Raw genomic sequence first — 18,981 nt, forward strand, 5'->3', positions numbered from 1 at the left:
TAGGCTTTTTACATAATGAGATCTTGTTGTTTCTATAATTATTATAAAGTGCAGCTTACAGTTTAGATCCGCGTTCCTGACTCACCTTCATACGCATTCTTAAAAAGAAATCAATCAGCGGCCGTTTAGTCTTACCGATCAAACCAGTGATTTCAGCACCGATTTGCAGGAAGAATAGCATGATACAGATAACCACGAACGTAACCCAGTTGGCTTCATATAGAGCTGCTGATGATTGAATGACCGCTAAAATACCGAAAAATGCAGCAATACCATAAATAATGAGTACAGTCTGGCGATGGCTAAAGCCAAGCTCGCGTAGACAGTGATGCAAGTGACCTTTATCTGGTGCGAAGATTGGTTTCTTTTGCAGCTTACGGCGCACGATCGCAAAGAACGTGTCCGACAATGGTACACCGATAATAAGCAAAGGTGTAATAAACGAAACCACTGCAATCTGTTTAAATCCTAGCAAAGCAAGTAATGCTAAGCAAAAGCCTAAGAACAGCGAACCCGTATCACCCATGAAAATCTTAGCAGGATGGAAGTTAAAGAACAGGAATCCGATGATGCTACCCAGAAGCAACAAACATAGCATTGCCACCATGGTGTTTCCCATCACGAAAGCCATTGCCGCAATCGTAGCAATTGCAATTCCTGATACACCAGCCGCAAGCCCGTCCAGCCCGTCGATCAGATTAACGGCATTGGTAACACCGACAATCCAGAAAATCGTAAGCGGGATAGCAATCCAGCTCTCCAGTGAGGAATACGTATTGTTAAATGGAATATTCACAAAATCTACAGTAATACCAAAGCCGAAAACAACGATACAGGCTGCGATAATTTGGCCCAGTAGCTTCACTTTTGCTGATAATTCGAATCGGTCATCGAGTGCCCCGATAAGTACAATCAGTCCGCCACCACATAGCAGCGCTTTGATGAAGTTGACCTCCCGCGGAGTGAACTCGTATGGAATAATCGGCAATACGGCAAGCAGGCCTAACACAAACGCTAGAAAAATAGCTAATCCGCCAAGGCGGGGCATAATTTTCGTGTGCACTTTACGAGCATTCGGCACATCTGTTGCACCAATCTTAATGGCGAATTTCTTAACCAAAGGTGTGAGGCCAAGTGCGAGTCCCATGCATACGATAAATCCAGCGATGTATATGATTAACATTTGATCAGTCGACCCCCATTTCTCTACCGCATTGAATTATACGCTGTTACAAAAACAAATTCCAATCCTTTATTTAGGCTATTTATCTCATTTTCTAGGTGAATATCGGCATTTTGCTAGACTTTTGTTACTTTATCTTTCTCACGCACCACTTTTAATGCGAATTTCGGCAGTGCAAGCATTCGTTTGTACCGTGTAGGTTCTTTTAGGAGACGGTACAGCCATTCTATTCTCATTTTTTGGAAGGCTATTGGCGCTCTTTTGCTCTTCCCAGAGATCACGTCAAAGCTGCCGCCGACCCCCATCATGATCGGAACGCCCAGTTTGGACTTATATTTAGCAATCCAAGGTTCCTGACTATCCGCACCTCTGGCAACAAATAATAAGTCAGGATTAGCCTTAACAATTCCAGCAACAATTTCTTCATCTGCATCCGGACCAAAATAACCGTCGTGATATCCTGCAATGATAACACCCGGATATTGCAATTGTAACCTTTCAGCGGTTTCCCGAATCACTTCAGGTGTAGAACCTAGGAGATATACCTTCCAACTATATCTTTCACCCTGCCGCATCAATTCATGTAACAGATCATAACCTGCTACCCGTTCTGATACCGGCTCATTACAATAATTAGCAGCCCATACAACGCCTGTCCCATCCGGGACAACCAATTCAGCCGATTTCATAATATCCATATAAGCTGGATCTTCCAGTGCAGCCATAACCATAATGGGATTAGCTGTAATCACTTGATGCGGGATACGGGTATGAACAGCCTCCGTCAAATAGGCAACTGTTGCTGCCATATCAACTTTCGAGACTCTAATTCCAAAAATAGGAACTGTAGGTACCGCGCTTTCTGCTTTCACTTTAGATCATCCTTTATGGTGAAAATATTCTACGATTTGCCGAGCTGGTGCCTCTGCTTCTTGAATCAACTTGGAAATGACATCTTCCCGTGCCGCTCTCCATTCCTGTCCTGTGTTCAAAAGATGAACAATCTCGGCAGCAACATGTTCAGCATCAAGTGTGTTCGTTGCTCCAACAGGATGGCACTGGATTCTGTCCAGAAAATGATCGATCTTCGGATCATAAGAAATACCAATCAGTGGAACACGTCTTCCAGCCGCGTAGATCAAGCTATGAAGTCGCATACCAATCAGAACATCGCATTGTCCCACTTCCCTTAGCATCTGCTGCGGGTGAATAGCATCCTCACAAATACTGACCTGTCCACCGTGCTCGGTTATACTTCCCTTCAGCTTATCCATCACATAACGTGAAGCCTCATTGTCCGAAGGGGTGTGAAAAGGGAGAAATCGCAAATGTAATGGAACCTCCCGGTTGACCTTAATCAAGCCTTGTACAAGAGCCTCCAGTTCTCTGCGGTCTTGCTCCCAAAAACGTACCGATATCCCAATCACCGGAAGTGAATTAGATAATTCTGAAGATTGTGTAGCAACATCCGTGTCCTCTGGCAAAGACAAGCCCATTACCGGATCGGGAACAACTTCTACGTTCTTCTGTTCTAGCCCCATAGATAGAAGAAGCTCGCGGGATTGTTCATCCCGCACAGATATATAGGTACATTTACGAAACACGGATTTGATTAAAGGGTGAAAAAGTTTACGATTCACTGGCCCAATGCCTTGAGCATAGATAAAGGTTGGTCTACCCATCCACTGCGCAAGTTTGATAATACCTAAATAGTAAGGAATAGTCTTGCTACCTGTTACATCCTGCAGCAAGCTCCCCCCACCGCTGATCAGACCAGCGCTCTCATAAATCGCTTGACGGACTTCAACAAGCTTCATCCGGTGCACGGATTTCACTCCGTATGTGGCGCTCGTCCACTCAGGATCAATGGACAGCACTATAGGCTCAATGGATATACCCAAAGCTTGAGACTGTTTCTGCAGTGCAATTAGAATGGACTGCAACACCGCCTCATCTCCACTGTTACGGAAACCATAGTAACCAGAGATAACTATCTTTTTAGGAGTGGCGACCATCGTTTCCAACACCCTTCTGCAATCTGCCATACGATTACGGCAATTACACCAATGATCAGTCCGAGTCCAAGACCGAGCAATCCACGAACCAGCGAGATCAGAACAGGTGAATGAATATGTGCAAAGGTATCCACCATGGAGAGCTGACCAATTACGGCAATGATCATGATAAATGCTGCATTCCGATATCTAAAGGCCAGGAATGCACCAAGAATTAATAACGGATGTGCGAGCAAAAACTCTTTATTACGCGGCCGGACACCAACCGTATTCTCTAGGAATGTACGGAAGGCCATTTCTAGAGGTGTTACGTTACCACCATTTCCAGTACGGCTTAAATAATACATACCTACGACCCCAAGAACCATAGCGGCAAGAACCATAGCTAATGTGATTGGTGTACGCAGCAGCTTACCTGTCTTGTTAAAGACAAACTCTCCACGATAGAGGAGTACATAAAGTGCTACAAGGCCGATAGGCGCCATATGGAGCAGACTAACACCACGGAACTGGTCCAGCACGAGACTGTAGGTTATGTTGTTGAGCAGTGCGATTACGAATGGCACAGCGCTCAAAGAAATTAATGAAGTCTTCAAATAAAGCACCAGACTATGCGTAAACCGACGTTTCGGGCTCATAGCCTTATAGGTAAGGGTATTGCTCCGTAGCGGAGGTCCCATTTCATTGACCTTACGAATGGCAAGTACAACCGCCAGGGTTGGTGCACTTATCGCAGCCGCTAGCGCCAGTGCCTGCTCAAATAGCTCTGGTTTCAAGACCAGCAGGCCTGCACTTCCCAGTAATCCTAGCACCCATGCTGGGATCGTAAGCCATGGAATAAAGTAAGAAATCAGCAGCGCTACTAATGAGACTGCGCCAACTACCGCAACTAGCTTGAAGTAACGCTGATAAGACGAATCTACAACTTCAAAAGCCGTAGCTTGTCCTAACTTAAACCCATTGTCTTTGATCTGCTCAACGGCACCACCAGGATCACTTAGACTCGTGACAAGGTTGTCTAGCGTATCTGTAATCTGTGCCTTAGCTGTATTTCGCGAAGGAATTGTATTTAAATAAATCATGCGGATATTGCGATCCTTTGTTGCCAGCGCGAAACGATCTGAAATCACTTTTGGATCTAAGGCAGAGTCCCCTTCGCTAAGGGAGTATAACCGTGTTACGTTATAATCCAGCAAATAAGCAAGCTTGTTAAAGCCCTTCTGCTGCTTCTTAATATTTTCAATTGCTGCAATTCCGATTCCACGTTCCTTAAGGAGATTTGCAATATCAGTGATACTAGCCGTATCGGCATCATCATTAAACCCTTTAACGGACTCTCCCTCGAATAGGATTCGTTTTACACCCAATTCTTCATAACGATCTAACAGCTTCTTAACTGTCGCGTTATTATAAGTCAAAGAATCCACAAGACGCGGTACAATGGTGAACCCTTTGTCATGCAGCATCTCCAGTGTAAATGGATCCGGCTGAAGTGGCTTCAGTGTAGCATCTTCTATTGGAGTCTCAATAATAAGACCTTGTTGTCCGCGGAAACTCCATTCCTTCGAAGTAATCCCAAGATTACCGAATGCCTCTTTAATGACAGGCGCCAGGGCCTGGTAGTAATCAGGATTAGTAAAAAGAACATAAGTATAGTTCTCATTCACCGGAATGATTGTATCCGTAAGATTAGCGATATCAGCCGCACCCCACATCATTAGACGACGCGCCTTCCGATAATCTTCCAGCGTGCTTTCGTAAATCGCCATACTCTGAACACCAGCATCTTTTAGACGATCTAACTGTTCGGAAATATAATCCTGCGGATTTGCACGATAGCTTGCTACTTCAACTAAATCACGGTAATCAAATACAAATTCCACTGTCTTGGAAGACTTCTCCGTCTGCAGACGGTCATAGACAACTGGCAAGGCAGCTAAAACGCCAACCACAACTATGATCCACAGCCACTTTCGGGAAGAAATATTCCAACGTTGCCATTTTTGCTGCACCAAAAGTACCTCCTCTTTCACTTCAAAACTCTTTTTACAAAAGTAGAAACGGATCGTCATCCTTTTAGAGACGGTACCCGTTTCTACGTAAAAAATATAATTTCACAATATAGAGCGCGATCTATATTCTTATTTTATTGTTCCCCGTCAACACGAGCCATAACCTGCTTGGATAGTGTAGCTACCTTATCCTTAGCATTCTGCAAGGATTCACCCACAACCGCAAAATAAACTTTAATCTTTGGCTCGGTACCTGAAGGACGCAGGCAGAACCATGAACCGTCAGCCAGCAAATACTTTAGTACATTTTCCTTCGGCAGACCATTCAAGCCTAGCGAATAATCCAGCACCTCTGTAACGGCAGATCCCGCAATTTCTTGTGGAGCATTCGTACGCCAATCATTCATGATACCTTGAATTTGCGCAACGCCATCCTTACCCTTCAGTGTACGGGACTCCAGGCTTTCCAAGAAGTATCCGAACTGCTCATACAATTCCTGAAGAACATCATATAATGTTTTGCCTTGAGCTTTGTAATAAGCACCTGCTTCAGCGATCAACATAGCCGCAAGAACGGCGTCCTTATCACGAGCATAGTTACCTGCAAGATAACCATAGCTTTCTTCATAACCGAAAAGATATGTGTAATCTCCGGATTGTTCGAATTGAGTCATTTTTTCCCCAATATATTTGAATCCCGTTAGCGTATTAAATACAGTTGCACCATAATGAGAGGCTACAGCAGCCCCCATCTCGCTCGTCACGATAGTCTTCACAACTGCACCATTGCTAGGCAACTTACCTTGTTCCTGTAAACGGCTCAAATAATAATGAATCATCAAAGCTCCAGATTGATTGCCCGACAAAACAACAAATTTACCTTCATTATCGCGAACCACTGCCCCCATACGGTCTGCATCGGGATCCGTGCCAATTAAGAGGTCTGCATTCAACTCTTCGCCCAGCTTCATAGCCAGTGTAAAGGCTTCGCGTTCTTCTGGGTTCGGTGATTTTACAGTGGAAAATTCGGAATCTGGTTGTTCTTGCTCAGGTACAACATGCACCTGTGTGAAACCTATTTTCTCAAGCACATGGCGGACTGGCAGGTTACCAGTACCATGTAGCGGGGTGTATACGATTTTGAAGTCTTTTCCAAGCGTAGAGGCGATCTCTTCACTTGCAAGACTAACCACAGCGACAGTATCGGTAAACGCTTCGTCATCCTTCTCACCAAGCCAGTGCAGCAGACCTTGACGCTCCGCTTCTTCTTGGGAAATCCGCTTCACACCATCAAAAGTGTCAACCCCTAATATGTAAGAAATGACCTTTTCGGCTTCGTCAGGGACAAGCTGTCCACCTTCAGAATTATAAACCTTATACCCGTTATATTCAGGGGGATTATGACTTGCAGTAATAACAATACCGCCCGTTGCCTTCAAATGGCGCACGCTGAACGACAATTGGGGTGTTGAACGCAGAGAAGTGAATAAATGAGCCTCAATGCCATTAGCAGCCAATACAAGAGCAGCCTCAAGTGTGAATTCAGGCGAGAAACGACGGGAGTCATGAGCGATAACAACAGAAGGTCTTCCCTCTCCAGTATGCGTCTCCAGAATATATTTAGCGAAACCTTGTGTAGCTCTACCTACCGTATAACGATTGATACGATTACTACCTGCACCAATTACACCGCGTAGACCACCTGTACCGAATTCTAGATCTCTATAAAATCGTTCCTCGAGCTCCTGTGGCTCGTTCTCCAGAGCGCGCAGCTCCGCCTTCGTAGACTCATCAACAGATGCGTTCTCCAGCCAGCGAGATAAGGTTTCTGCCGCTTTTGGGCTTAATTGAGTCATTTAGAATCTCTCCTTCTCCATGTATAATATATATTCGCTAATTAATATTAGCTGAGCGCAAACATAATTTCCCCAGAGGCAACAACTTTCCCCTCAACCGACGCAGTAGCTTGTCCTTTTCCAATACTGCCCTTAAGGCGAGTAATCTCCACTTCAAGAGTGAGCGTATCTCCGGGTACGACTTGCCCACGGAAACGGAATCCATCGAGCCCGGCTAAAAAGCCAATCCGACCGCGATTCGCTTCTACCCCTAGAATAGCAACCGCACCAACTTGTGCAAGAGCTTCTGTAATCAGTACGCCCGGCATTACCGGATAACCTGGAAAATGACCTGCGAAGAAAGGTTCATTGATCGTTACATTTTTAATGCCAACAGCTCGTTTACCCATTTCAATCTCAGTGATCTTGTCCACCAGCAGAAATGGAGGCCGATGGGGGATGATTTCTTGAATTTGGTTGATATCCAGCATTATTAACAAAACTCCTTTCGGATGTTACTTCATTTATTCTTCGCCGAACTGCATAAATTTAGGCAGCTTCGGTAAAAACTATATATATCCTTCACCACCTGCAGAAGTGGAGGTTGAGATAAGGGGCTTTCTCCACCGGATGCGATAGCATGGCGGAGAGGGCCCTTTTTGCTGCCCGAGGCCCCCCACCATTATACATTTATCCGTATAAAAAAGAAAACTCCCTTAAGCAAGAAGGGAGTCGTTATCATCTTAAATTATGGAGCAAAAACCAAATCATAGACATGTTTCCATGTGCTCCATTGTAGAACATCGCTAAACTCTTTTTTGCCAAGGACAACGTAACCGACAACCAGTCCGCCTCCAAGTGCAGCTATGAGAAGCAAAGGAATAAGAATCCACTGGATGAGTGTCCATTTTGATAATCCTCGCCGCTTCGGCTCTTTCTTGTCTTCTGGTTTGTCTTCCGACTTCACCTTTTTCTGACGTTCCATTCCTTCACCTCTACCCGCGCATGTTATTGGCCAGACCTAGCATCTGATCACTGGAAGAAAGCGCCCGAGCTGCGAGTTGATACGTACGTTGAATCTGCATCATTTCTGTCATTTCTGTGGTCATATCGACATTTGACTGCTCCAGCCACCCTGAGCGTACTCCAATTCCAGACGCCTCACCTGCCGCTCTTTGTACAAAAGCCTGCTGTGCTGTAACTCCATCGGCAAGCATATAGAAATTCCCGTCCACTGCCTTTAAAGCATTCTGTGTCTTAGGTTCTACAATCATTATAGTACCTGCTACCCGAACAGGTCCATTCTCTGACTGTTTCGTTAATACACGACCGGATTCATCGATAGCTGCATTCACGCCCACAGGGACCGTTAAAGGATTACCTGCTGTATTCAGTACCGGATTCCCCGTATTATCTACAAGGACCATTTTCGTTGCATCGGTGGTGTCAGGCGTAAAGTGAAAGTCACCTTGTCTTGTATAAGCTGTAGTTCCATTGACCTGAACTCCAAACAGCCCATTACCCTGAAGCGCCAAGTCGGTTGGATTACCTGTTTCTTTAAGGGGGCCTTCTTCCCAATTAGTCGTAATCGAAGGCACATAAGTCCCAAAACCGATATTAAAGCCTAGAGGTGTAGCGCGGCCCGGCTGATCATAGTCATCCGATTGCTGCTGCACACGAGTCAGCACATCCTCAAAGGAACCTTTCTTGCTCTTATAACCATTTGTATCCATATTGGCTAGATTATCCGCTATAATATCAAGCCGCTGCTGAAGGCTCGACATGGAGACTGCTGCACTAATCGTTGAGTTATTCATAGATCAAACCTCCTATAAGCTGTACCTGTAAAACCCATTTCATAAGCAGCACTTATACCCTGCCGACTTCAGTTACAGCCTTCTGCAAGCTGCTATCATAGTATTGGACGATCTTTTGGTTCGCTTCATATGCCCGGTATGCGGCATTCAAATCAACAGTAACCTGAGTAGGGTCAACATTGGAGCCCTCTAAATACCCTTGACGCACCTGTAAGTTATCAGTTGCATTGGAGTAACGAATGTCCGCCGCCGCTATATCATCAGCGTGAAACACACCTTTACCATCACGCACAAGCTCCTGCGGCTTTGTAACTACACTCACACCAATCTTGGTCCCTGTCGGAAGTCCTGTTACTGGATTTAGTACATTACCCTGCCCGTCCACTTTAAGGGTGTCCTGATTTCCTGTCAAGACAAGTGGCTTGCCAGTGGAATCCAGAACCTTGAAGCCTCCACTGCTCAACACTTCTCCCGTAGCCGCATTTACTGTGAAGCTTCCATTTCGGGTAAATAAGTTATTGCCCTCAGCATCCTGAACGGTAAAGAAAGCCTGTGGACGGTAAATAACCTCACCCTCAGGACTTACATATTTCCCTGAACCATCAAAGGCTATATTTTGACCCGTCACAGGGTCGGCGACTTGCAAATCTGTAGATAAAGCAAAATCCATAGACTTGCCGCTCTCCCTTAAATCACCCTGTAAATATTGGGATATTGACTGTTCTGCAAAAACTCCCGTGTTAAGGCGCCCCACCGGCGTGGTATTGCCATTAATCATAGCAGAGATCAAGACATCCGGAAAAGCATGATTAACACTGTCAACCTGCTTATATCCCGTAGTATTTAAGTTAGCGATGTTCTGTGTTGCCGTATCGTGTCTACGTTGCTGCGCAACCATACCTGCAGCGGCCGTATATAAACCTCTTATCATGAAGGTAGTCTCCTTCCGAATCTAATGCTACCTTTTATATCGGCTGCTTAGAACTTTTTCTTAACGACCTTGTCCAAATTGTCCAGCATAATTCCTGTTCCTTTTACCACACAGTGCATAGGGTCTTCCGCTACCCAAACAGGTACATGTAATTCTTCTGAGAGTAGCTCGTCCAATCCGTTAAGCAAAGCACCTCCACCAGTAAGAACCACACCCCGGTCAATGATGTCCGCAGACAATTCTGGTGGTGTACGCTCCAGTACCGATTTAGCTGCAGCCACAATGGAAGAAACCGGATCCCATAATGCTTCCTTTACCTCAGCCGCCGTAATAGTGAGCGTTTGGGGAAGTCCGCTTACCATGTCCCGGCCACGAATATCCATTTCGGACTTCATCAAACCAGGTCGAACCGTACCAATAGTAACCTTAATATCCTCTGCTGTCCGTTCACCGATCAACAATTTATACTTTTGTTTAATATATCTTAAAATGGCCTCATCGAACTTGTCTCCAGCGACTTTAATCGAAGAAGCGGTAACGACGTCGCCCATAGAAAGTACGGCTACATCCGTCGTTCCGCCACCGATATCGACGACCATGTTTCCACTTGGCTGATAAATATCCATTCCCGCTCCAATCGCAGCGGCCTTTGGCTCTTCTTCCATAAATACTTCCTTAGCCCCGCTACGTTCTGCCGCTTCCCGAATGGACTTTTGTTCCACAGATGTAATATTTGTAGGGGCGCATATCAGAATGCGAGGCCGTGAATACCAGGTGCGACCGCCAACACGGTCGATAAAATACTTCAGCATCATTTCCGTAACTTCAAAATCTGCAATGACACCATCCCGTAAAGGACGGATAGTTGTTATATTTCCGGGTGTACGTCCAACCATGCGACGTGCCTGTTCTCCCACCGCAAGGACTCTCTTCGTATCACTTTCAAGTGTGACCACGGAAGGTTCATCCAGAACGACTCCCCTTCCCTTAACATGTATGAGCACATTGGCCGTGCCGAGGTCGATTCCGATATCCTTGCTAAACATAATGAAAGAGCCCCCAAAGTGTTATTTTAATTGAAAAAACAGCAGTTAGTACTAAATTTAAAAATAACATACTTTAGGGGAACTACACAATGTTTTAAAGCTGAATATTTCCTTAAATTTCCGAAAATCTTATGGCTTTGATGCTACAGCAACCTCACGTTTTTTCCCCGTCGTTTTTTTATATTTAATTTTTGTGGCTTCTCCCCCCCGAAGATGTCGGATGGATTTGTGATATTCAAGAATGTGCTTCACCTGATCGGCCAGATCAGGGTTGATCTCTGGCAGACGCTCCGTCAAGTCTTTGTGCACCGTGCTTTTTGAAACGCCAAATTCCTTGGCTATGGTCCGGACCGTATGCCTGGTTTCCACGATGCAGCGTCCGATTTTGATCGTACGTTCCTTGATGTAATCGTGCACGCTCCCGCCTCCCAACTGTGGATAGTTTGGTACATTATATGAGGGGCGGGCTTATATATTCGCGCTTTCAAGACATGACAAGCCTGTGAAGGCTCATTTTATTTAATGGACAACCCAAGAAGCCTTGTTATTAGCAAGACGAAACGTCGTTGGTTCATCAAAGACAATAACCGTTTCTCATAGAAAAATAAGGCTCTTTATAAGCATGCTGCTTACGAAGAGCCTTTTTCACAAAAAAACAGGGGGCATTAGCCCCCTGCAGTAAATATTCTTATCGACCTGGCAGTAACTCAGATGGATTAACTACTTTGCCGTCCTTATACACTTCAAAGTGTACATGATTGCCAAGGTCCTTCTCGATTTCACTGCGACCTGCGGTTGCAAGCGTATCTCCTTGCTTCACAACATCGCCTTGTTTAACTTTCGTTTCGCCAAGACTTTGGTAGACGGTCTTCATATTACCTTGATGGGTAATCTCAATGACCTTACCTAACACTGCAACATCGTCCACTCTAGTAACTTCACCGCTAAGCGCTGCTTTGACGTCGAACGTATTGTTGTCTTCACGGGCAAGATCGATACCGACATTAGGAATAAATTTGTCGTTATACTGCACCATTGCGGCAACGTGATTGTCCTCTGTACCATTCTCATCATAATACGGTTTGACCACTTCTACTTCACCTGGATTGGCTACTGGCCAAACCAAGCTTTCCGCTGAAGCAAGAACTTCAAGGGCATCTGGATTACTGTTTGCAGTGCCAGCTTCGTTAGTCGAAGCTCCTACTTGCTGTGATGTGGCGGCGGTGTCCAGCGGTTTTTGGCCGGCATCCTGATAGACCCACACCAAAGTTAGTATAATTGCCGCTGCCGCCGTGTAGACTGCTGGGAACACCCAACGTTTAGATAACATCTTGCTCCATGAAGAAGGTTTAGCACCTAAATCTCCCTGCGATTTTTTGAGAGATTCATCATGGTTTGTTTTGTTTTTGTCTTGTTCATTCATATGGTTATCACCTCAGTAACCAGTGTTACCGGGCTTCTATCTTTTATACGTATCTTTCAAGTTATTTTTTCAGAAGAGTTGAGATTTGCGTAAAAGAGATACCACTGTAATAGTGTTTGAGAATTTGAGTAGCCGTTCCGCCTTCCTTCGCCATCCCATTAGCTCCCCACTGACTCATTCCCACACCATGCCCATTTCCGAAGGTAGTTATATAGATTTTATTCCCTTTTCTCCCCCAACTGAATTGGCTGGAACGTAACCCTAGCTTCTCTCGCACTTCTCTTCCAGTAAAAATAGTACCTCCAATAGAGATTTCCTTAACCCGATGTCCGGTGGTGAGAGACAACACTTCTACCGGCAATTCAGAGGAAGTAGAGATATTTTTTGTCATGCCTGATTGGGTAGTATTTTTTGAAGCAGGAATTACTCTGTCGTTTAGCCCGAGTCTAGTAAGTATTTCCGAGATGGTGAATGTAGATGTCACCGCATAGTTTGGGGTAATCTCTTTCTCCCAAGGACTAGTAACACTGCGCAGATAGGGAATCGCTGCATTCCAGTATTCTTCCGAGTTCTCGGTATATCCTCCACTGGAGGCGAAAAAGGAGGCCGTAATCGGCTGCCCTTTATAGGTCATAATGACACCGCGCGTCTCAAGGACCGCGCGCTGAAGCTTTGCAAGGTCGGCGCTTCTTCCGCCGAGCTTCCACTTCCGTTCCAGCGTATCCTTAGATACGTAAGCCTGATGGCTTACCGTATCTGTTACATCCGCCCCCGGAACGGGGACGCCGCTTCTGTCGCCAGCCAGCAGGCGGCGAAGGATAAAGGTTCGGGCCGCTACGGCCTGCGCTTTGAGCGCTTCAAGCTCAAAGCTTGCCGGCATCTCGGCCGCAAGCACGCCGCTAACGTATTCCTCCAGCGGCAACGTCTCTATTTGTCCGCTACGCGACAAATAGACGGAGACCTTCGGCTGCGGCGCTTCCTGCGCAGCCGCCTCCGGCCCCGCTGGTGCGGCTGGTGAGGCCGTTACCGTCGGCAAGGCCGGAGGCGCCGGTTGTCCCCGGTGCAGCGGGACAACCGCCAGTGGAATCAGCAGCGCCGCCAGGATAGGCGCTGCGAGCCAGGCGGCGGGACCGAGGCGCCTGAGCCGGGGAGCAAGGGGACGCGAGTGCCAGCGCGTTGACTTATTACGTCGCAAGTAGCGGAAATCTTTCATCTCTATGGCTCCTTCCGTGAGTCACTGTTGATTCTTATAGATATGAATTTACAGCAACTACTAGAACAATATTTGAGAGAAAGAGACTAGCTTTCTCGTATCTATCACTATGCCCCGCGTTAAAAAATCACAAACGAAAAAAAATCCTCATTAGATGAGGATTCAGATTTACTTTCTAATAATACAAGCAAAAACGCCTTCGCTGTCCCTATAAGGACGGTAAGCGTTTATGCGAGAAATATAAGGATATTTTATAGCGTAGAACATATAAACTCTTATATTTAAAAAAAGAACAGGCCGCATCACTGCAGCCTGTTCTCACTTAATGACTGATATTATACCCAAGTTGCTTGAACCTGAAAGCGAGGTTTAACCTCATCGCTTTTGCTTGATTCGCTCTTGGCTACTTCTGGTTTAAGAGTTTCGTCCTTCACCGTTTGCGCGGCTGTGTCTTCCATGGAGATACGCCATATTTCCGCACCTAGTCCAGACAGCTTCTCAGCCAAATGTACATATCCACGGTCGATATGATGAGTTCCGCTTACCTCAGTAGTGCCTTCAGCAACAAGACCTGCCAAAATAAGCGCAGCTCCCGCACGTAAATCCGTAGCACAAACCTTGGCTCCGACCAATTGCGCATTACCTGTAACGATTGCTGAGCGACCTTCGATCTTAATCTCAGCATTCATGTTGTGGAATTCATCCACATGCATGAACCGGTTCTCGAATACAGTTTCTGTAACGACACTAGTTCCTTCAGAGCGCAGCAATAATGCCATCATTTGTGACTGCATATCCGTTGGAAAGCCTGGATACGGCAAAGTCTTCAAATCAACAGCTTTAAGAGGTTTGTCACTAATTACACGAACCCCATTCTCATCAGGAATAATGGTCACACCCATCTCTTCCATCTTAGCAATAACAGGTCCCAAGTGATCAGCGATTGCGCCTTCCACATATACGTCCCCACCTGTGATTGCTGCGGCAGCCATATAGGTACCGGCTTCAATACGGTCAGGAATCACATGATGTTTAACACCATGCAGACGTTCTACGCCTTCAATACGGATAACACCTGTACCCGCACCGCGAACGATTCCGCCCATACCATTCAAATAATTGGCCAGGTCGACAATTTCAGGCTCCTTAGCCGCATTCTCAATCACGGTCACGCCTTCGGCGAGTGCCGCTGCCATCATTATATTTTCGGTCGCACCCACGCTAGCTACATCCAAATACACTTTGGCTCCGCGCAGCCGACCGTTACTTTTCGCTTCAATGTAGCCCTGGCCGAGACTAATCTCCGCACCAAGCGCTTCAAATCCTTTCAAATGCTGATCAATCGGTCGTGTGCCAATGGCGCAGCCACCAGGCAAAGAAATTCTTGTATGACCAAGCCGTGATAACAGAGGACCCATGACTAAAAAAGATGCCCGCATTTTCCGTACCCATTCATAAGGTGCTTCACAGGAAGTGATGTTTGTAGCATCCACCTGGATAATATCGTTTTGATATGTAACCCCTGCACCCAGAGATTCCAACATTTTTGAAATCGTCATTACATCATCAAGCGGAGGTGCGTCCACAATGACGCTTACTCCTTCTTCTGCCAATAGAGAGGCGGCTATGATCGGTAATACGGAATTTTTTGCGCCGCTAACTTTCACGCTCCCGGTCAATCTGTTGCCACCGCGGACGATAAATTTGCTCATTTTCGGTTTCCCTCCGCGTCCATTATTTCTTAAATTATTTTTTTAGATTAAAAGTAATTGCAAAAAAATTCGCATACTCCATCAATACGCCCATTCAGCCGGGCATGTTCCTTAAAGTTCAGTGTTGACATAATAAAACCTTATTATTCGACACTTTTTGACCATTGCGACCTATGACACTTATAACCAAACTACATATTCCTAAAACATATAGCGGATCATCCCACTCCAGCTAAGGTAATCCAGAAAGAATCCTGCAACAAAACGACCTAGTACAATAGCCAGAAGCAAGTGCAGCAGCCTTCCTTGAGGACTCTTGGGATATCTTATGACCAAATCCAGCTTAAGGTTCTGCAATGCCCACCAAGATAATACAACACTGAGCAAAGAAACAATCATTGAGATCATGCTGCTGGTTCCAGCGGCACTAGACCATCCATTGGACAATATATCCCCCATGCTAACCCTCCGTGTTCGTATTACTCGGAAATCGACTCTTATATCATACTTGCGCAGGGCAAAAGAATCCAGTACTTTTACAAATTTTTAAACAATTCAATGCCAATATCCAAAAAAATGAAGAAATCTTAACCTTTACTAGATAGATTACTATAACAAAAAAAGCAGTCAAGCTTAGAGCTTGACCGCTTATATCCTACTGTTGTCCTTTACCAGTGGACACTTTAATCCGTGTAACAGCGCGTTGCAGCGCCAACTCCGCACGGCGGTGATCGATATCATCTTGTTTGCTACGAGTCTGGAGACGGCGCTGAGCGCGTTCTCTAGCAGCCTCGGCGCGTTCAACATCAATATCCGTTGGCAGCTCAGCACTTTCGGCCAGCACTGTTACTTTGTCCTTATGCACTTCAACGAAACCGCCATGAACGGCGATGGAGATCGTAACACCGTCCGATTTGACGGATAACGGAGCAACCTGAAGTGGAGTCACAAGCGGAATGTGTCCCGGCAAAATACCCAACTCGCCTTCGACTCCCCGTACTGTCAAGCTATTCACTTGTTTAGAATAGACGAGATGCTCCGGCGTGACAATTTCCAACAAAAAGGTATTCACTTCCATTCCTCCTTAAAGCTTTACGAAGTAAAGCTCTCATCGAAAGCATACACTTAGCTTTACGAAGTAAAGCCCGCTTCGAAAGCATTCACTAAGCTCAGTGTTACATCGATTTCGCTTTTTCAACCGCTTCTTCGATTGTACCCACAAAAAGGAACGCTGCTTCTGGAAGATCATCATGCTTACCATCCAGGATTTCCTTAAAGCTACGTACAGTTTCTTTGATTGGCACGTATTTACCCTTGAAGCCGGTAAACTGTTCAGCTACGTGGAAAGGCTGTGACAGGAACCGCTCAACTTTACGAGCACGAGCTACGATAACCTTATCATCCTCACTCAATTCATCCATACCCAAGATGGCAATGATGTCTTGAAGTTCGGTATAACGTTGCAGCAATTGTTTAACACCTTGTGCCACATTGTAATGCTCTTCACCAACAATTTCCGGAGCTAGCAGACGCGAGCTGGAAGCCAGTGGATCAACCGCTGGAAAAATCCCCTTCTCGGAAATCTTACGCTCAAGGTTAGTTGTTGCATCCAAGTGAGCAAACGCAGTTGCCGGAGCAGGGTCAGTGTAGTCATCCGCTGGTACGTAGATTGCTTGAATGGAAGTAACGGAGCCTTTTTTGGTAGAAGTGATACGCTCTTGCAACTGACCCATTTCAGTAGCCAGGGTTGGTTGGTAACCTACCGCGGACGGCATACGTCCGAGAAGAGCGGATACTTCGGAACCCGCTTGGGTAAAGCGGAATATATTATCGATAAAGAGCAGCGTATCGCGACCTTCTACATCACGGAAATATTCCGCCATAGTAAGACCGGTCAAAGCTACGCGCAGACGCGCGCCTGGGGGCTCATTCATTTGTCCGAACACCATTGCTGTTTTCTTAATAACGCCGGAGTCCGTCATTTCGTGATAAAGGTCATTACCTTCACGAGTACGTTCACCCACACCCGCGAATACGGAAATACCGCCGTGTTCTTGGGCAATGTTATTAATCAATTCTTGAATCGTTACTGTTTTACCTACACCGGCACCGCCGAACAGACCAACTTTACCGCCTTTAGCGTAAGGTGCAAGCAAGTCGATAACTTTAATACCCGTTTCCAAAATTTCGGCTTGTGTCGACAATTCATCAAATGTCGGAGCCAAACGGTGAATCGGGTTCTTTATTTCAGCAACAACTTCACCAGCGTTATCAATTGGATTTCCAAGTACGTTAAATACCCGGCCTAATGTCGCTTCCCCTACAGGAACCGAAATAGGACCACCTTGGTCAATCGCATCCAGTCCGCGAACCAGACCATCTGTAGAAGACATCGCGATACAACGTACCAAATTGTCTCCCAAGTGATTGGAAACCTCAAGTGTTAGGTTAATCTGGCGACCATTGTCCAAGACGGTTTCAATTTTGATAGCGTTGAATATCTCGGGCAATTGGCCGCGTTCAAATTCAATATCGACAACCGGACCCATAATGCTTACAACGCGTCCTTTGTTCATCTTCATTTCCCTCCTCGAAAGCTGTTACATCAAGAAGAAACGACGCTGTCGTCTTATAAAGATGACAACCGTTTCTCGTAGAAATATAAGCATTTTGTATAGTGTAAAACCTATACTTTCTTATATTTTAAGAAGAACTGCAGTGCCGTTCTTAAGGAGCCATACTCCAGAAGCGGGCGATACTATGTATCGCTCCATGCGGCACTGTTTCTCGTAAAATACAAGGCAAGTCAAGCACGTTGCTTAACTGTTCTTGTATTTTTAAGACTGAGCGTTCGCTCCGGCCACGATCTCGGTAATTTCCTGCGTAATTGCCGCCTGACGGGCACGGTTGTACGTAAGGGTAAGTTCTCCGATCATTTTCGACGCGTTCTTTGTTGCACTGCCCATCGCTGTCATTTTCGCACCCAGCTCACTGGCCTTGCCATCCAGAATTGCGCTATAAATCAAAGTTTCGGCGTATTTCGGAAGTAGTACTTCGAGTACGCCTTCTGGTGAAGGTTCATATTCGTAATTTGCAGTCGCTTCATGATGCTCATGATTTCCTACGCCTTCCATAGGCAACAGTCGATCAACGGTTGGGATCTGGGTAATCGCATTGACGAATTGGTTGTAGCAAACGTACAACTCATCATACGTACCATCTACAAACTGTTGTACTGCCGAATTAGCAATAGACTTAATGTCAGCAAATTTCGGCGCATCCGATAGCTCAGTAACTTCCTGTACAATCGGATATTCACGGCGGCGTAAGAAGTCACGGCCTTTACGACCGATAACGAACAAGGCGTACTCATCTTTGGATTTATGTCGTTCCGCGATGAGCATCGTCACCTTACGTAAAATATTAGCGTTGTATCCTCCCGCAAGCCCTCTATCAGAGGTCACGATAAGATAACCAGTTTTTTTCACAGGGCGACTGACCAGCATGGGATGCTGAACGCCTTCTGTACCGGCAGCAATGCTCGATACAACCTCTTTCAGCTTCTCAGCATAAGGACGGGCGGCAATTGCCTTCTCCTGGGCTTTTCTCAGCTTGGAGGCGGCTACCATTTCCATCGCTTTTGTGATCTGTCTTGTGTTTTGAACACTCTTAATTTGACGTTTAATATCACGCATGCTTCTTGCCATGATTTCACCACCTTAAAGCTTTAACGGAGTTAAAGCTAACTTCGTAAGCATCTTCTTAGCTTTGACGAATTCAAAGCCAACTTTATA

18 protein-coding genes are annotated in these 18,981 nt (G+C 45.8%); all 18 read right to left on the minus strand.

Annotated elements, in window-relative coordinates; genetic code table 11:
- Positions 1-55: 55 nt before the first annotated feature.
- Positions 56-1,183 carry an MraY family glycosyltransferase gene (locus MKY19_RS28300; protein ID WP_339799167.1) on the minus strand — a complete coding sequence of 376 codons (1,128 nt, stop codon included), beginning with the start codon at positions 1,181-1,183 and terminating at the stop codon, positions 56-58.
- Between the two features lie 116 nt (positions 1,184-1,299).
- Complete coding sequence (locus tag MKY19_RS28305; RefSeq protein ID WP_042192439.1) at positions 1,300-2,055, minus strand: WecB/TagA/CpsF family glycosyltransferase; 756 nt, start codon at positions 2,053-2,055, stop codon at positions 1,300-1,302.
- Between the two features lie 6 nt (positions 2,056-2,061).
- On the minus strand, positions 2,062-3,198 hold the full coding sequence (gene csaB, locus MKY19_RS28310; protein WP_339804544.1) for a polysaccharide pyruvyl transferase CsaB: 1,137 nt from the start codon (positions 3,196-3,198) through the stop codon (positions 2,062-2,064).
- On the minus strand, positions 3,174-5,210 hold the full coding sequence (locus MKY19_RS28315; RefSeq protein WP_339799171.1) for a DUF5693 family protein: 2,037 nt from the start codon (positions 5,208-5,210) through the stop codon (positions 3,174-3,176). The genes csaB and MKY19_RS28315 overlap by 25 nt, the downstream gene beginning before the upstream one ends.
- A 134-nt stretch (positions 5,211-5,344) precedes the next feature.
- Positions 5,345-7,066, minus strand: a complete 1,722-nt coding sequence (locus MKY19_RS28320; RefSeq protein ID WP_339799174.1) for a phospho-sugar mutase — start codon at positions 7,064-7,066, stop codon at positions 5,345-5,347.
- Positions 7,067-7,113: 47 nt separating this feature from the next.
- Complete coding sequence (gene fabZ / locus MKY19_RS28325) at positions 7,114-7,536, minus strand: 3-hydroxyacyl-ACP dehydratase FabZ (RefSeq protein ID WP_042192447.1); 423 nt, start codon at positions 7,534-7,536, stop codon at positions 7,114-7,116.
- A 257-nt stretch (positions 7,537-7,793) separates the two neighbouring features.
- Positions 7,794-8,030: a DNA-directed RNA polymerase subunit beta gene (locus MKY19_RS28330; protein WP_042192450.1), complete on the minus strand. Its 237-nt coding sequence runs from the start codon at positions 8,028-8,030 to the stop codon at positions 7,794-7,796.
- A 10-nt stretch (positions 8,031-8,040) separates the two neighbouring features.
- Positions 8,041-8,862 carry a flagellar hook-basal body protein gene (locus tag MKY19_RS28335; RefSeq protein ID WP_076285654.1) on the minus strand — a complete coding sequence of 274 codons (822 nt, stop codon included), beginning with the start codon at positions 8,860-8,862 and terminating at the stop codon, positions 8,041-8,043.
- Between the two features lie 52 nt (positions 8,863-8,914).
- Positions 8,915-9,793 carry a flagellar hook-basal body protein gene (locus MKY19_RS28340; RefSeq protein ID WP_149645345.1) on the minus strand — a complete coding sequence of 293 codons (879 nt, stop codon included), beginning with the start codon at positions 9,791-9,793 and terminating at the stop codon, positions 8,915-8,917.
- Between the two features lie 47 nt (positions 9,794-9,840).
- Entirely contained in the window at positions 9,841-10,839 is a 999-nt protein-coding gene (locus tag MKY19_RS28345; RefSeq protein WP_042192456.1) for a rod shape-determining protein, read from the minus strand.
- A 129-nt stretch (positions 10,840-10,968) separates the two neighbouring features.
- The gene (spoIIID, locus tag MKY19_RS28350; RefSeq protein ID WP_019915029.1) at positions 10,969-11,256 is read right to left on the minus strand and encodes a sporulation transcriptional regulator SpoIIID; all 288 of its coding nucleotides are present in this window, start codon (positions 11,254-11,256) and stop codon (positions 10,969-10,971) included.
- Between the two features lie 271 nt (positions 11,257-11,527).
- Positions 11,528-12,262 carry a M23 family metallopeptidase gene (locus MKY19_RS28355; RefSeq protein WP_339799179.1) on the minus strand — a complete coding sequence of 245 codons (735 nt, stop codon included), beginning with the start codon at positions 12,260-12,262 and terminating at the stop codon, positions 11,528-11,530.
- A 61-nt stretch (positions 12,263-12,323) separates the two neighbouring features.
- Positions 12,324-13,475 (minus strand): stage II sporulation protein D, encoded by a 1,152-nt coding sequence (spoIID, locus tag MKY19_RS28360; protein ID WP_339799182.1) that lies wholly within the window; start codon positions 13,473-13,475, stop codon positions 12,324-12,326.
- A 335-nt stretch (positions 13,476-13,810) separates the two neighbouring features.
- Entirely contained in the window at positions 13,811-15,187 is a 1,377-nt protein-coding gene (murA, locus tag MKY19_RS28365; protein ID WP_042192464.1) for a UDP-N-acetylglucosamine 1-carboxyvinyltransferase, read from the minus strand.
- Positions 15,188-15,388: 201 nt separating this feature from the next.
- Positions 15,389-15,646: a DUF1146 family protein gene (locus MKY19_RS28370; RefSeq protein ID WP_076285651.1), complete on the minus strand. Its 258-nt coding sequence runs from the start codon at positions 15,644-15,646 to the stop codon at positions 15,389-15,391.
- 196 nt (positions 15,647-15,842) lie between these two features.
- Positions 15,843-16,259, minus strand: a complete 417-nt coding sequence (locus MKY19_RS28375) for a F0F1 ATP synthase subunit epsilon (RefSeq protein WP_042131365.1) — start codon at positions 16,257-16,259, stop codon at positions 15,843-15,845.
- A 103-nt stretch (positions 16,260-16,362) separates the two neighbouring features.
- On the minus strand, positions 16,363-17,763 hold the full coding sequence (gene atpD, locus MKY19_RS28380) for a F0F1 ATP synthase subunit beta (RefSeq protein WP_042192466.1): 1,401 nt from the start codon (positions 17,761-17,763) through the stop codon (positions 16,363-16,365).
- 261 nt (positions 17,764-18,024) lie between these two features.
- Positions 18,025-18,894, minus strand: a complete 870-nt coding sequence (atpG, locus tag MKY19_RS28385) for an ATP synthase F1 subunit gamma (RefSeq protein ID WP_042131368.1) — start codon at positions 18,892-18,894, stop codon at positions 18,025-18,027.
- Between the last annotated feature and the right edge of the window lie 87 nt (positions 18,895-18,981).

Origin of the sequence: Paenibacillus sp. FSL R5-0744 (assembly GCF_037972555.1) — a bacterium.
Lineage (GTDB): Bacteria > Bacillota > Bacilli > Paenibacillales > Paenibacillaceae > Paenibacillus_AQ.